The organism is Streptomyces sp. NPDC002133, assembly GCF_040296405.1.
Taxonomy (GTDB): Bacteria; Actinomycetota; Actinomycetes; order Streptomycetales; family Streptomycetaceae; genus Streptomyces.
The window spans coordinates 1-13,715 of the sequence record NZ_JBEOXF010000025.1; the positions used below are offsets into that span (position 1 = coordinate 1).

Here is a 13,715-nt window from a genome sequence, read left to right on the forward strand (position 1 = left end):
ATCACGAACACCGAGATGGCCATCGAGAAGATCGCCCACACCGGTGCGTAGGGCAGGAACAGGAACTGGAGGATGATGTTGAGCGACGCCAGGGCCGCCCTCTTCGCTGTTTCACGTGAAACGGTGCCAAATGGATGGGCATCGGCTGAAGCGGGTGTTTCACGTGAAACGGGTTTGTCAGCGGGTCGCGCCTATGACAATCCAGCGACCCGAGCGGGTGCGCAGCCACAGGGTCAGCATGCGGACCGTCATCATCAGGGCCATCGCCCACCACAGGGCGGTCAGTCCGCCGCCGACGGCGGGAATGAGCAGGGCGACGGGAGCGAAGACGGCCAGCGTCACCAGCATCGCTCCGGCCAGATAGGGGCCGTCTCCGGCGCCCATCAGTACGCCGTCCAGCACAAAGACGACGCCGGCGATCGGCTGGGAGAGCGCCACGACCAGCAGAGCGGGAAGCAGGGTGTCCTGAACCGACTGGTCACCGGTGAAGAGGGGGACGAAGAGCGGGCGGGCCAGCACGATCAGGGCCCCCAGCACCACACCGGAGGCGATACCCCACTGCACCATGCGGCGGCAGGCGTCCCGTGCGCCCTCGGTATCGCCGGCGCCGAGACAGCGGCCGATGATCGCCTGTCCCGCGATGGCGATCGCGTCCAGGGCGAAGGCCATCAGGCTCCACAGGGAGAGGATGATCTGGTGCGCGGCGATATCGGTGTCACCGAGGCGGGCGGCCACAGCAGTGGCGATCAGGAGGACGGCCCGCAGCGACAGGGTGCGTACAAGCAGTGGCACACCGGCCTGGGCGCTGGCCCGGATGCCCGCCGTGTCGGGGCGGAGCGAGGCGCCGTGCCTGCGGGCTCCACGGACGACCACGACGAGATAGGCCGCGGCCATTCCGCACTGGGCGATGACGGTGCCCCATGCGGATCCTGCGATGCCGAGCCCGGCGCCGTAGACCAGCCCGGCGTTGAGGGCTGCGTTGGCGGCGAAACCGGCGACGGCGACGTACAGGGGAGTGCGAGTGTCCTGGAGACCGCGCAGTACGCCGGTGGAAGCCATGACGACCAGCATCGCGGGAATGCCCAGGCTGGATATTCGCAGATACGTGGTGGCGTATGGCGCGGCCGTGTCGGAGGCGCCGAAGATCTCGACGAGCCATGGGGCCGTGGGGAGGGCGACCGCGATGACGGCGGTGCCGAGCACCAGGGCGAGCCAGATGCCGTCCATGCCCTGGCGGATGGCGGCTCCGAGTTCGCCCGCGCCGACGCGTCGGGCGACCGCGGCCGTCGTGGCATATGCGAGGAAGATGAACACGCTGACCGCGGTGGTCAGCAGGGCCGCGGCGACACCCAGCCCGGCGAGCTGGGGAGTGCCGAGATGGCCGACGACGGCGCTGTCGACCATCACAAAGAGGGGCTCGGCGACGAGTGCGCCGAAGGCGGGAACGGCGAGTGCGATGATCTCGCGGTCGTGTCGGCGGCGGCTGGTCTTCGGTGCCGCGGTGGCCTGGGTCATGGGGTCAATCTAATCTTCCACAGGTAAGAGACGCAAAGCCTTTGCACTCCTTACCAATACGCGAGACGGGACTCCTGCTGTGTGCCGTTTTTTCTGATCTTGGTCCAGCCGGGAAAGTTTTTCTCCCCCACAGCCGGTGGACGGAAAAGCCGCAGGTCGCAGGCGGTGCAGTCGGGTGGCTATGACTTTGTCCACAGCGCTGTCCCCCGGTCCGTGCACAGGTTCCGCCGGGTTCTCCACAGCATCTCGTCGGTCGTCCACATGGCCTGTGGATAACCAGATTGGCTGACGGTGCCCGCGGGCCTAACGTGGACCGGCGCCTGACGCTTCCGGATGCGGAGTCGAGCCGTTTGTTTTGTCAGTGCCGTGTCGTAGAAAGAGTCGCACGGCGAGGTCCGCGGAGCGGACGGGAGGAGGTGGCCGGTGAGCATTCCCGAGCCCCTGGACGATCCCTGGGCCGACACCGGTCCGGGCGACCGTCTGCCCGTCTCCCGTCCGCGACGCGGAGAGGGTCGTGGCCGCGGCCGCGAGGATCAGCACGAGCGCGGCAGGGAGAGCGGCCCTTGGGACGAGGCCGCTCACGGCGGTTTCGAGCGAGTGCCCCCACAGGACCTCGACGCCGAGCAGTCCGTCCTCGGCGGCATGCTGCTGTCCAAGGACGCCATCGCTGACGTCGTGGAGATCATCAAGGGCCAGGACTTCTACCGGCCCGCGCACGAGACCGTCTATCAGGCGATCCTCGACCTCTACGCCAAGGGCGAGCCCGCCGACCCCATCACGGTGGCCGCCGAGCTCACGAAACGCGGCGAGATCACCCGCGTCGGCGGCGCCTCCTATCTCCACACGTTGGTCCAGTCGGTGCCGACCGCGGCCAACGCCTCGTACTACGCGGAGATCGTCCACGAGCGGGCGGTGCTGCGGCGTCTGGTGGAGGCCGGCACCCGTATCACGCAAATGGGATACGCGGCGGACGGCGACGTCGACGAGATCGTGAACTCCGCGCAGGCCGAGATCTACGCCGTCACCGAGCAGCGCACCAGCGAGGACTACCTGCCGCTCGGCGACATCATGGAGGGCGCGCTCGACGAGATCGAGGCGATCGGTTCCCGCAGCGGTGAGATGACCGGCGTGCCGACCGGCTTCACCGACTTCGACTCGCTCACCAACGGACTGCACCCCGGCCAGATGATCGTCATCGCGGCCCGTCCCGCCATGGGTAAGTCGACGCTGGCACTGGACTTCGCCCGGGCCGCCTCGATCAAGAACAATCTGCCGAGCGTCATCTTCTCCCTCGAAATGGGCCGCAACGAGATCGCGATGCGTCTGCTGTCCGCGGAGGCGCGCGTGGCGCTGCACCACATGCGCTCCGGGACGATGACCGACGAGGACTGGACCCGGCTGGCCCGCCGGATGCCCGATGTCTCCCAGGCCCCGCTCTACATCGACGACTCCCCGAATCTGTCGATGATGGAGATCCGTGCCAAGTGCCGCCGGCTCAAGCAGCGCAACGATCTGAAGCTGGTCGTCATCGACTATCTGCAGCTGATGCAGTCCGGTGGTTCGAAGCGGGCCGAGAGCCGCCAGCAGGAGGTCTCGGACATGTCCCGTAACCTCAAGCTGCTCGCCAAGGAGCTGGAACTTCCGGTGATCGCGCTCTCCCAGCTGAACCGTGGCCCCGAGCAGCGTACGGACAAGAAGCCGATGGTCTCCGACCTTCGTGAATCGGGCTCCATCGAGCAGGACGCCGACATGGTCATCCTGCTGCACCGCGAGGACGCGTACGAGAAGGAGTCGCCCCGCGCGGGCGAGGCGGACCTGATCGTCGCCAAGCACCGTAACGGCCCGACGGCCACCATCACGGTTGCCTTCCAGGGCCATTACTCACGCTTCGTGGACATGGCGCAGACCTGATCCCGGCCGTCCGTGGGGGCCTGCCCGCGTGCCTGCGTAGGGTCGCGCCCATGACGGAGCAGCGCGACGGAGTGGACTGGGCGGGGCTCAAGCACGCGTACGGGCTGGCGGATGATGTGCCGCAGCTGCTGCGCGCCATGGAGGACCTCGACGAGGACGTACGGGCCGAGGCGCTCGACGGGCTGGGCTCCTCGCTCTGCCATCAGGAGACGGTGTATTCGGGCACGGCGCCGGCCGTGCCCCGTCTTGGCAGGCTCGCGGTGCACGGGCCTGGGCACCGAAAAGAGGTGCTGTGGCTGCTCGTGGCGATCGCCGGAGGCAACGGAAGACGCGTGGACACGGAGGCGGTTCGGCGGGCGATCGCCGAGGTGCTGCCCTCGCTGCTCGGGCTCGTGACCGACGAGGATCCGGGCGTACGGCAGTCGATGGTGTGGCTGATCGCGTCGTGCGGCGAGGGGGCGCTGCCTCTGATGCCACTGCTGCGCGCCCGGTTGGCGACGGAGCGGAGCGCCGACGTCCGGGCGGATGTCGTCACCGCGCTCGGTCTGCTCGATGTCAGTGAGCCGACTCGCACGGAGCGGGGCCGGGCGCTGTTGTCCGCCCCGGAGCCTGAGGTGCGGCTAGCCGCGGCCACCGATCTGCTGCGGACGGCCGATGTGCCGTTCCCCGCACACGTGGTGGAGTGCGCGCTCGAGGCGTACGACGCCCAAAGGCATGTGACGTTGCACCGTGGGCCGTGGCCCGAGCGCTATCGGCCGCTCGACCAGCGGCTCCTCGACGATCCGGACGCGGCCCTGAGTGCCGTCGCGCGGGGCATGCCGCTCGCGCAGAGCATCACCGATACATGGCGGGACCGTGAACGGGATGTCCTTCCCTGGCTGGTGAAGGAGGCCGAGCACGCCCATCAGCTGTACGCCATCGCCCGTGCAGGGGCAGCGCTGGAGGACGGGGACCCGGCGCCGTGGCTCGTCCCCTTCCTGGAGGCGCCGGACGCGGGCGTCCGGGTGGCGGCTGTTGTCGCGGCGGTGCGGTTCAGGGTGCCGGACGCGATCGGGCGAGTGCTGAGCCTGCTGGACGAGCTTCCGGAGGACCCCGGGACGGCGCAGGCGGTGCGGGCGGCGGTGGAGGTCTTCGGGGAGGAGGCACGGCCCGTGGCAGCGCGGATCGCCGAACGGCCCCGCGGCGCGTGGACCGGTGTGCTGGCGCACTTTCCGGACCTCGCGGCCCGCTGTCTCGGCGAACTGGTCGGCTGCGTACCGGACTCGGCGAGTGCGCTGGCGGCGCTGGGCCCGGACGCCGGACCGTCGGCGGAGCGGGCCCTGCTTGATGCGGCTCGCCAGGGGAGCGCGGCCGCCGCGTTCGCCTACGCCCAGGTCAGCGGGGACCATTCGGTCGCTGTCGAGCACATACGGGCCGGACTGGACGGGGACAGCTGGCGCTGGTGGCTGCGCGATGCCGGGCGTCTCGGGTCCGCGGGGACGGAGCTGGTGCCACAGCTGGGGCGGCGGCTGTCCTCGCCGTCGCGGGACACGAGGGCGGCGGCCGCTGCGGCGATCTGGCGGATCACGGGCCGCACCACGGATGCGCTTGCCGCGCTCTCCGACCAGCTCGCGTGCTCCGAGAGCTTCTACGAGCCCCAGATGGAGTCGCTGCGGGCGCTGACCGAGATGGGCCGGCTGCCGCGGCAGGCACGTCCGGTGGTGGAACGCCTCGCGTGGTCGCCGCGGCGGGTCGCGGCGGCCGGCCTGTTCGACGACGGGACCCCGCATCCTGACGACGAGGCCCGTGTCCTGGCGAAGAAGCTGCTGGCCGCGGCCGCCGACCACGTCCGGGCGGAGGCGGAGTGATTCCGCGAGATTCCGGATCCCGGCGGTCAGGCCGGGGACATCAGTTCGTACAGGTTGCCCGAGTCATCCGTGAAGTAGAGGCCGCGGGCGCACAGCGGGTGGTTGATGCCGCCGTTGTCGGGGGTGCTCGGGTCGTCGCCGTACGCGACGCCGGAGGCCTGTAGGCGGGCGAGTGCGGCGTCGAAGGTGGTGGGGTCGACGTCGAAGGCGAGATGCGCGCCGCGCGGCTCCGCGGCGGTCAGGAAGTCGAGGGTCAGGGACTCGTTCACCCGGACCGGGGCGAAGTGCCGGTCGGGACCGGCGTAGGCGAGGCCCATGATCTCCGCGAAGAAGCGGGCGCCACGATCGTTGTCCACGGTCTCGACGATCGTGTGGTTGAGGCTGATGGGCATGTGAAGCCTTTCACTCGACCCGGTCATGGTGGTGTGTCAGGGCGCCGTGCAGAAAGACGTCGACGAGTGCCGCGGTGTCCGGCTCGCTGCCGGGGTGGGTGAGCAGCAGGCCGAGGAAGAACTGAGCCAACTGCTCCGGAGGCAGCCGGAGGCTCTCGCGCTCCGGGGCGAAGAGCTCGGCCACCGCGTTCCGGGTGGCGGTCATGCCGCGGTCGTCGCGATCGGGGAGAGGGCCGTCGGCCGTGTGCTCGGTGCGGGCGCGGCCTCCGGTGGTGTGCAGGGCGCCGATGACCGCGCCGATGCGGTCGAGGTGGGCACGGAGGGTGTCTGCGGCTTCGGTGAGGCGGTCGGGGAGCGGCCGGCCGAGGTCGATGGACGCCAGCTCGGCGAGGGAGCTGCCGGGGCTGAGGACCTCGGCGACACAGGCCTGGAGCAGCTCGTCCTTGTCGGCGAAGACACGGAAGATCGTTCCTTCGCCGATGCCAGCGGCCTGCGCGATCCGCCGGGTGGTGACGGTGCTGCCGTGGGCGATGACGAGCGGGATCGTGGCGCGGATGATCACGCCGCGACGCTGCTCCGCGCTCATGGCAGGGGCTCGCCGTCTTCTCACTTCCGGTGGTGTCATGTCCCCCATGGTGCGGAGTGAGTACTCACTCCGTCAATGGTCAAGATCCAGACCGCGCTTTTCGCTCGACCGGAGGCCGGCCGTAGAGGTAGAGCTTGACCATGACCTCACCTTTCGAAGCGCTGCTTCCCAGCACCGAGCGGGCCCTCCTCCATCGGGTCGCCACCGCACAGTCCGAGGGTCGCTCCCCTTCCCTCGTCGGGGCGGTCGCCAGGGACGGCCGACGTGTCTGGAGCGGTGCGCGCAGCTGCGTCGACGGACATGTGCCGGACGCCGACACCCAGTACCGCATCGGCTCCCTCACCAAGACGTTCACCGCGGTGCTGGTCCTACGGCTGCGCGACGAAGGGCTGCTGGACCTCGGCGACCCGTTGGAGAAGCACCTGCCCGGCACCGGTGTGGGTGAGGTGACCATCGCCCAACTCCTCGGCCACAGCGCGGGACTGGCCGCCGAGAGCCCGGCGCCCTGGTGGGAGCGCACACCAGGCAGCCTCCGGCCGAAGCTGGGCGATGTGCTCGGCGAGAGGCCGATGCTTCATCCCGTGGGCCGTCGGCACCACTACTCCAACCCCGGCTACACGTTGCTCGGTTCGCTGATCGAGGCGGTACGCGCAGAGCCGTGGGAGGCCGTGCTCCGGCGGGACATCCTGGAACCGCTGGGCCTCGGCCGTACGAGCACCCAGCCGCAGGCCCCGCATGCGGCGGGATGGGCCGTGCACCCCTGGGCGGATGTGATGATGCCTGAGCCGGCCCAGGATCTCGGGCTGATGGCGCCGGCGGGCCAGCTGTGGTCGACCGCCTCCGACCTCTGTCGCTTCGCCGGCTTTCTCGCTGAGGGCGATGACCGAGTGCTGAGTGCGGAGTCCGTACGGGAGATGAGGACCCCGTCAGTTCCCCTGGAGGCCGGGGACTGGGAGAGCGGCTACGGGCTCGGCCTTCAGATCGTTCGGAGGGGCGGACGCACGCTCATCGGACACACCGGCTCGTTGCCAGGGTTTGTCGCCTGTCTCTGGGTGAGTGTGGAGGAGGGTGTCGCCGGCGTCGCGCTCGCCAATGCCACCTCGGGCCCCTTGACCGGCGCCGTGGCAGCCGATCTCGTGCGGATCGTGGTCGAGGCCGAGCCACGGTTGCCCGAGCCCTGGCGCCCGATGCGCGAGGTGGACGAGTCGCTGCTGGAGCTCGCCGGGCCCTGGTACTGGGGCACGAGTGGCTTCGGGCTGAAGCTGGTGGCCGACCGCGGGTTGGAGCTGTACCCGTTGAAGGGGAACGGCCGCGGCTCGCGGTTCCGTGCCCCAGAGGACGGCGACGGCTGGATCGGGCTCGACGGCTATTTCGCGGGGGAGACGCTGCGCGTCGTGCGACGAGCCGATAGGTCGGTGGACCACCTGGATCTGGGCTCATTTGCCTTTACGCGTGAGCCGTACGACCCGGCGGCGGATGTGCCTGGAGGGGTGGACCAGGGCGGCTGGCGGGGTCTTCAGGCGTGAATCCGTCCAGTCGTCGGTCGGCGCGACTGTGCAAGCAGCGGACCTGCGGCGACGTTTCACGTGAAACGGGCGACGGCAGGGCCGCAGAGAGACCGGATCTCAGGCCGACAGCTCCCGCTCCAACGGCGTACGGATGCGCGGAGTGATCCGGGCCTCGCCCACCCACTCCGACAGTCGGGAGGCCTCCGCTTCGATCGCGGCGGAGGCCTCCGGGCCCGGGTCCGTCAGCAGTCGCCAGACGATCTCGCCGTCCGAGCGCTGTGCCCAGCCCCCGACGATCCCGCCGTTCCACCACACCGTGGGCCCGATGTTCCCGGCGTAGTCGAAGAGCGCGGCACGGTGCTGGGGGTCGAGATGGAAGCCTCGGTCGGCCCAGGCCATGGCGCTCGGGTCGAGCCCGGGGAGCAGGGCCGCCCAGGGCTCCACCGGTGGCTCCGGCTCGGTGTCGCCGGGCGCGACATAGCCCACGACGCCCTCGTCGAGCCGGACCTCCTCGGCACCGACGGCCGCGAGGGCTTTGCGTACATGGCCCAGCGTCCATCCGGTCCACCACTTGAGGTCCGCCTCGGTGGCAGGGCCGTAACGGAGCAGCCAGCGCCGGGTCAGCTCGGCCTGGGCCTCGGCGACAGGCAGGACGGGCCAGGGTTCGCTCAGGGCCCACGTGAACTGGCTGGAGGTCCAGGAACCGCGCGGCCGGTCCCGGCGGATACGGCCCTCGGCGGCGAGTACCCGGATCACGCGGGTGGACACGCCCTGCACCGTCTCGTACTTCTGGCCGCGGAACACGGTGATCTTGGTGCGCAGTGCGGGGACAGCGGCGGAGAGCCGGCTACCGGTCGATGGGCCCCGTGCCGTGAGCTCGGCCAGGACCGCATCCTCGGCATCGGCGAGCCACCGCTCGTCGAGACCGTTTCCGTCCTCCACGAGATGCTTGATCAGCGTCTTGCGTTCCTTGACGGCGGTGGCGTGCCCGGTCGAGGCGGCGACGCACGGGGCGAGTTCCTGCGAGACGACGAAGAGCGTGCGACGCATGGAAAGCAGCCGGACCAGCGAGACGTCCTCGTACAGCGCCCGCTCCACCTCTGCGGTGGTGGCGTCCGCGAGCCGGGCGCAGGCGGAGAGATGGACGGTGGCGGCGTCCGTCGCGTGGAGGGCGATCACGGCGTCCGTGGCGTCCACCGCAGTTGCGGCCCGCGCGGAGGGTGCCAGGAGGTGGCGGCGGCCGAGGCGCGTCCGGCGTTCGGCCGCGCTGATCCGGTGAGGTGCACTGCTCATGGCCGCACCGTAGAGCGGAAATAGGTCAGTTCGAGTCCGCATCCGCCGACGGGTCGGCGCAGGTATCGCCGTCGGACGGGGGGTGTCGACGTCCGGGCGTCAGATCGTGCGCTTGAAGCCCACATGGGACGCCTCGAACCCGAGGCGCTCGTAGAACCGGTGGGCATCGGTGCGGCTGACGTCCGACGTCAGCTGGACCAACTGGCAGTTCTGGCGGCGGGATTCGTCGACGGCCCATTCGATGAGCCGGCTGCCGAGGCCGGTGCCCCGCTCGTCGGAATGGATCCGTACCGCCTCGATGATCGAGCGGGTGGCACCGCGCCGCGAGAGTCCGGGGATGACGGTGAGCTGGAGGGTGCCGACGACACGGCCCGCGCGTTCGGCGACGACCAGATGCTGGTTCGGGTCTCCCGCAAGGCGCTCGAAGGCCACGGTGTACGGGGTGAGATCGTCCGGCGACTCACGCCGGGCGCCCAGCGAGTCGTCGGCGAGCATCTCCACGATGGCCGGGATGTCGGCGGGGGAGGCGGGCCGTATCTGCAGATCGCTCATGATCGGCAGCTTATGCGGGCGGGCTTGCGCCATCTGCTGAGCCCTGCGCCGACACCGTGGTGACTGCGCCGCGTACGGACGCCGCGTGCGTGCGCCGCGCGCTCACGCCGGCGATCCTGCGGGTGCCGGAATCCGCAGTCCCTCGACCGCCTGGACCAAGGGGGCCAGCTCGGGGCTCTTCGCCGCCTCGTCGAGGGCTTCACGCAGAGCGGTGTCGTTCGTCGGCCGGGCCTCGGCGAGCAGTGCCAGGCCGGCATCCGTGACATCGGTGTAGATGCCGCGGCGGTCGGTGTCGCACAGATAGCGGCCGAGCAGCCCTCGGTCCTCGAGGCGGGTGACCAGTCGGGTGGTGGCGCTCTGGCTGAGCACGACGGCGTCGGCGACCTGCTTCATCTGGAGATGGCCGCCCGGGCCGCTGTGCTGGCGGCTGAGGACGTCGAGCAGCGAGTACTCCCGCACGCTCAGGTCGTGCTTGGCCTGGAGCTCCCGCTCGAGACGCGCCTCGATCCGGCCGTGCAGCAGGGAGAGGGCGCACCAGCTCTGGGCGAGGGCGGTGAGTGCCGGGTCCGTCGCGGTCATCGATCTCTCCTTCGTCCAGGAGCGCTCTCGAGGGGCCTCTGAGGGCCATGGAGGCCGCTGCCGCTGCTGCGCTCGGTGACTTGACACCAGGATAGTCGACCCATGCAATAGCCCGCGCTTGCAATTAATCAGCGTCTGCAATTATTGTTGGCGCTCGTAAGGCGCAGACGCAATCTTCTGGGAAAGGTGAACCCATGCCGCTCGCGCTCCTCGCCCTCGCCATCGGGGCATTCGGTATCGGCACCACCGAATTCGTGATCATGGGCCTGCTCCCCGAGGTTGCCGATGACTTCCAGGTGTCCATCCCGGCCGCCGGATTTCTGGTGACCGGCTACGCCCTCGGAGTCGTCCTCGGCGCTCCCGTGATGACGGTTCTCGGGACCAAGGTCTCCCGCAAGCGCATGTTGATGCTGCTGATGGGACTGTTCATCGCGGGGAACGTGCTCTCCGCCGTCGCCCCGGCCTTCGGTGTGATGCTCGCGGGTCGCGTGGTGGCCTCGCTCGCGCACGGCGCCTTCTTCGGCATCGGCTCGGTGGTCGCCGCAGATCTCGTCGCCCCGGAGAAGAAGGCGGGCGCCATCGCCATGATGTTCACCGGACTGACCGTCGCGAATGTCGTCGGTGTCCCGCTGGGCACGTTCATCGGCCAGAGCGTCGGCTGGCGCGCGACGTTCTTCATCGTCGCCGGGCTGGGTGTGCTGGGCCTGGCCGGTGTCGCCAAGCTGGTTCCGGAGCAGCCCAGGCCCGAAGGCGTACGGCTGCGCCACGAGTTCGCCGCGTTCCGCAATGTGCAGGTTCTGCTGGCCATGGCGATGACCGTGCTCGGCTTCGGTGGTGTGTTCGCCGCGATCACCTACATCACGCCAATGATGACCGAGGTCGCCGGCTTCGCCGATTCCTCGGTGACCTGGCTGCTCGTCCTGTTCGGTCTGGGCATGGTCGGAGGGAACCTGGTCGGCGGCAGGTTCGCGGACCGTGCGCTGATGCCGATGCTGTTCGTGTCGCTCGGCGCGCTCGCGCTCGTACTGGCGCTGTTCACCTTCACCGCTCACCACAAGATCGCGGCGGCCGTCACGATCGTGCTCGTCGGCGCGCTGGGCTTCGCCACCGTGCCGCCGCTGCAGAAGAGGGTCCTGGACCAGGCGTCCGGCGCCCCGACGCTGGCCTCGGCCGTCAACATCGGCGCCTTCAACCTCGGCAATGCACTGTCCGCCTGGCTCGGCGGCATCGTGATCGCCGCCGGGCTCGGTTTCACCGCCCCGAACTGGGTGGGCGCGATTCTCGCTGCGTCGGCTCTCGGTCTCGCCGTCCTCTCGGCGACCCTGGAGCGCGGCTCCGCCCGCCGGGAGAGCCGTGTCGTGGCCGGGGTGGGGGCTGCAGAGCCCGTGTCCGTCCCCGCAGCCCGTCCCTGAGCCCGAAGGCTCCCGCCGACCCCCTCAGGCTCTCAACTTTCCGTCCCTCGCCGCACAACCGCCCCATCTCATCAAGGAGTTCACCATGGCCACCGCCAACGCCATCGCTGTCGCCCCCCTGACCATCCAGGACGCCGAGGCCCTCGTGGAGGCTGCCCGAGCAGCAGCCGAAGCGGCCGGCGTGACCGTCGCGATCACCGTCCTCGACGCCGGAGGCCATCTGCTCGCCTTCCGCCGGGACGACCGGGCCGTGCTCATCGCCGGAGAGACCAGCACGCGCAAGGCCTACACGGCGCTCCAGTTGAACACCCCCACCGCGGATCTCGTCGACGCGGTCCAGCCCGGCGGCCTCTTCCACACCCTTCCGACAGCGCTGGACCGCCCGCTCCTCTTCATTGCGGGTGGCATCCCGGTGCACCGCGACGGTCGCCTCGTCGGTGCGATAGGTGTCGGTGGCGGCGCGCCGGAGCAGGACCACGGTTTCGCAGCCGCGGCGCTGGAAGAGCTGCCCCGCTGACCGGGTTTCCCGCCGGCAGGTTGCCCCTGCACCGATGACCCGGCGGGACCTCTCGCTCAGCCCGCCGCAACCGTCAGCGGCGCGAAGCGGCGGCTCCAGTCGCCGGGAAGGGCGGGGGCGCCGTGGGTCATGACGGTGTTGAAGGCGATCGGTGACAGGCCGCTCGCCTTCAGCCAGTCGAGGAGCTCCTCGTGGCGTACGTCGATATCGGTGCGCAAGGGCCGGTCCGTGGCGGTGGCCAGGGAGGCGACGAGTGCCTTCGCCGTGTCCGTGTCCCGGGCGATGAGGGGGCCGATGACATGGGTGTTCATGTTGGGCCAGGCGGCCGCGTAGCCCGTGAGGACGCCGTCGGACTCCGCGACCCTCAACTCGTCGGCGAAGGCGGGGAGACGCGTGATGATGTGGGTGCGGTCCAGGCCGAAGACCTCGCTGTCGAGGCGGAGAATCCCGGGGAGGTCCTCGGCCGTCGCCGGACGGATGGTGGTTCCGGCCGACGTCCGGGTAGAGCTTTCCGCTTCCGGGTCGGTGGGACGGAAGTGGCCGCGGACCATCTCCGCGCGGCCGACGGTTGCGAAGCCCAGTTCCTCGTAGAGCGGCTGCCCGTTCGGGGTGGCATGAAGGGTGAGCGGAATTGCTCCGGTCTCTGCCACCACGTACGTCATCAGGCGCCTGCCGATGCCCTGCCGGGCGTATCGCTCGGCCACGAGCACCATGCCGATGGCAGCGAGTCCCGGGCCGTAGGAGGTGACGACGCACGCCGCGACGAGGCCCTTGCCGGAGGGGTCGTCGATGCCGTAACCGTTCCCGGCCGCGAGCAGCAAACCCCATTTGTGCTCTTCGCGAGGCCAACCGCGGTCCTCGGAGAGATCGGCGCAGGACGTCAGGTCTGCCGTGGTCAGACCCCGGATGGGGAGCTCGTTGAGCGGTGTTGACATGAAGGTCAGGCTGTCGGACGCAGAGATCGCTCGTCCAGCGCTTTACCGGAACTGGCCGAGACCCGCAGCCGACGTCCGCGGCGCGTCATCCCCCAGGGCTTGAGGACCGAGATCGCCGTCATGAAGAGGTATGCCGACAGGGACACGATCGGGGCGGCGAGCAGACCCGACGGGTCCGTCACCGGAATCCCCGCGGCGGCTTCTTCCGCGGCCGCGTTCACTCCGGGCCGCAGCGAGAACGCCGTCAGCGCGGTAGTGATCAGAGTGAGCCAGAACTTGGTCCATACCCAGCGGTACCGGGCCAGGCCCCATGGCGTACCGAGCGACAGGAGCAGTCCGCTGCCGAGAGTCAGCAGTGCGACGGGGATCATCAGCCAGTTCGCGAAGACCGCCATCGAGCGGTACGAGGCTTCGGCCATGGCCGGCGACCCCGAGCTGATCGCGGCGACGCTCAGCCCGAGCAGTCCGAGAGAGAGCCCGAGCCAGCCTGCCGACGCGGAGACATGGACGACGAGGATGGCCCGCCGAACGGGCCGCTTGAGTGGTTTCACGTGAAACACCGTGCCGCTCCGCCTGGCGCCTTCGCGTCTGACAGCGGGAGTAACCGCACGTACTAACCTCGGCGTACATGACGTTGACGCGCCTCCGCCCGCCCATGGGGCTACTGG

General features: G+C 69.9%; 13 protein-coding genes and 1 pseudogene. 5 read left to right on the forward strand and 9 right to left on the reverse strand.

The window, feature by feature from the left end:
- A pseudogene (locus tag ABT078_RS42740) lies at window positions 1-95 on the reverse strand (DUF7144 family membrane protein); the annotation flags it as partial.
- 82 nt (window positions 96-177) lie between these two features.
- A complete protein-coding gene (locus tag ABT078_RS22865; protein ID WP_351230560.1) occupies window positions 178-1,515 on the reverse strand; it encodes an MATE family efflux transporter in 1,338 nt (445 codons plus the stop codon).
- A 423-nt stretch (window positions 1,516-1,938) separates the two neighbouring features.
- Here ABT078_RS22865 and dnaB point away from each other — a divergent pair, with 423 nt between their 5' ends.
- Together dnaB and ABT078_RS22875 are read left to right on the forward strand one after the other, a co-directional pair.
- Window positions 1,939-3,426: a replicative DNA helicase gene (gene dnaB / locus ABT078_RS22870; RefSeq protein ID WP_351230562.1), complete on the forward strand. Its 1,488-nt coding sequence runs from the start codon at window positions 1,939-1,941 to the stop codon at window positions 3,424-3,426.
- Window positions 3,427-3,476: 50 nt separating this feature from the next.
- Entirely contained in the window at window positions 3,477-5,273 is a 1,797-nt protein-coding gene (locus ABT078_RS22875) for a hypothetical protein (protein WP_351230564.1), read from the forward strand.
- Between the two features lie 26 nt (window positions 5,274-5,299).
- Here ABT078_RS22875 and ABT078_RS22880 read toward each other — a convergent pair whose 3' ends face one another.
- Entirely contained in the window at window positions 5,300-5,665 is a 366-nt protein-coding gene (locus ABT078_RS22880; RefSeq protein WP_351230566.1) for a VOC family protein, read from the reverse strand.
- Between the two features lie 10 nt (window positions 5,666-5,675).
- Complete coding sequence (locus ABT078_RS22885) at window positions 5,676-6,251, reverse strand: TetR/AcrR family transcriptional regulator (protein ID WP_351230568.1); 576 nt, start codon at window positions 6,249-6,251, stop codon at window positions 5,676-5,678.
- Window positions 6,252-6,391: 140 nt separating this feature from the next.
- Between ABT078_RS22885 and ABT078_RS22890 the strand changes: the two genes are divergently transcribed.
- Window positions 6,392-7,777 carry a serine hydrolase domain-containing protein gene (locus ABT078_RS22890; RefSeq protein ID WP_351230570.1) on the forward strand — a complete coding sequence of 462 codons (1,386 nt, stop codon included), beginning with the start codon at window positions 6,392-6,394 and terminating at the stop codon, window positions 7,775-7,777.
- 99 nt (window positions 7,778-7,876) lie between these two features.
- Here the strand turns inward: ABT078_RS22890 and ABT078_RS22895 are convergent, their stop codons facing one another.
- The 3 genes from ABT078_RS22895 to ABT078_RS22905 form a co-directional block, all read right to left on the reverse strand.
- Window positions 7,877-9,052, reverse strand: coding sequence for a winged helix DNA-binding domain-containing protein (locus ABT078_RS22895; protein ID WP_351230572.1), 1,176 nt, complete (start codon window positions 9,050-9,052; stop codon window positions 7,877-7,879).
- 99 nt (window positions 9,053-9,151) lie between these two features.
- A complete protein-coding gene (locus ABT078_RS22900; RefSeq protein ID WP_351230574.1) occupies window positions 9,152-9,604 on the reverse strand; it encodes a GNAT family N-acetyltransferase in 453 nt (150 codons plus the stop codon).
- A 102-nt stretch (window positions 9,605-9,706) separates the two neighbouring features.
- A complete protein-coding gene (locus tag ABT078_RS22905) occupies window positions 9,707-10,183 on the reverse strand; it encodes a MarR family winged helix-turn-helix transcriptional regulator (RefSeq protein ID WP_351230576.1) in 477 nt (158 codons plus the stop codon).
- 194 nt (window positions 10,184-10,377) lie between these two features.
- On the opposite strand from ABT078_RS22905, the gene ABT078_RS22910 reads away from it, so the two are divergent.
- On the forward strand, window positions 10,378-11,595 hold the full coding sequence (locus tag ABT078_RS22910) for an MFS transporter (RefSeq protein ID WP_351230578.1): 1,218 nt from the start codon (window positions 10,378-10,380) through the stop codon (window positions 11,593-11,595).
- 85 nt (window positions 11,596-11,680) lie between these two features.
- The gene (locus tag ABT078_RS22915; protein ID WP_351230580.1) at window positions 11,681-12,112 is read left to right on the forward strand and encodes a GlcG/HbpS family heme-binding protein; all 432 of its coding nucleotides are present in this window, start codon (window positions 11,681-11,683) and stop codon (window positions 12,110-12,112) included.
- A gap of 56 nt (window positions 12,113-12,168) precedes the next feature.
- Here ABT078_RS22915 and ABT078_RS22920 read toward each other — a convergent pair whose 3' ends face one another.
- Both ABT078_RS22920 and ABT078_RS22925 read right to left on the reverse strand, forming a co-directional pair.
- Window positions 12,169-13,047 carry a GNAT family N-acetyltransferase gene (locus tag ABT078_RS22920; protein WP_351230582.1) on the reverse strand — a complete coding sequence of 293 codons (879 nt, stop codon included), beginning with the start codon at window positions 13,045-13,047 and terminating at the stop codon, window positions 12,169-12,171.
- 5 nt (window positions 13,048-13,052) lie between these two features.
- Window positions 13,053-13,598 (reverse strand): DUF2269 domain-containing protein, encoded by a 546-nt coding sequence (locus tag ABT078_RS22925; RefSeq protein WP_351230584.1) that lies wholly within the window; start codon window positions 13,596-13,598, stop codon window positions 13,053-13,055.
- Between the last annotated feature and the right edge of the window lie 117 nt (window positions 13,599-13,715).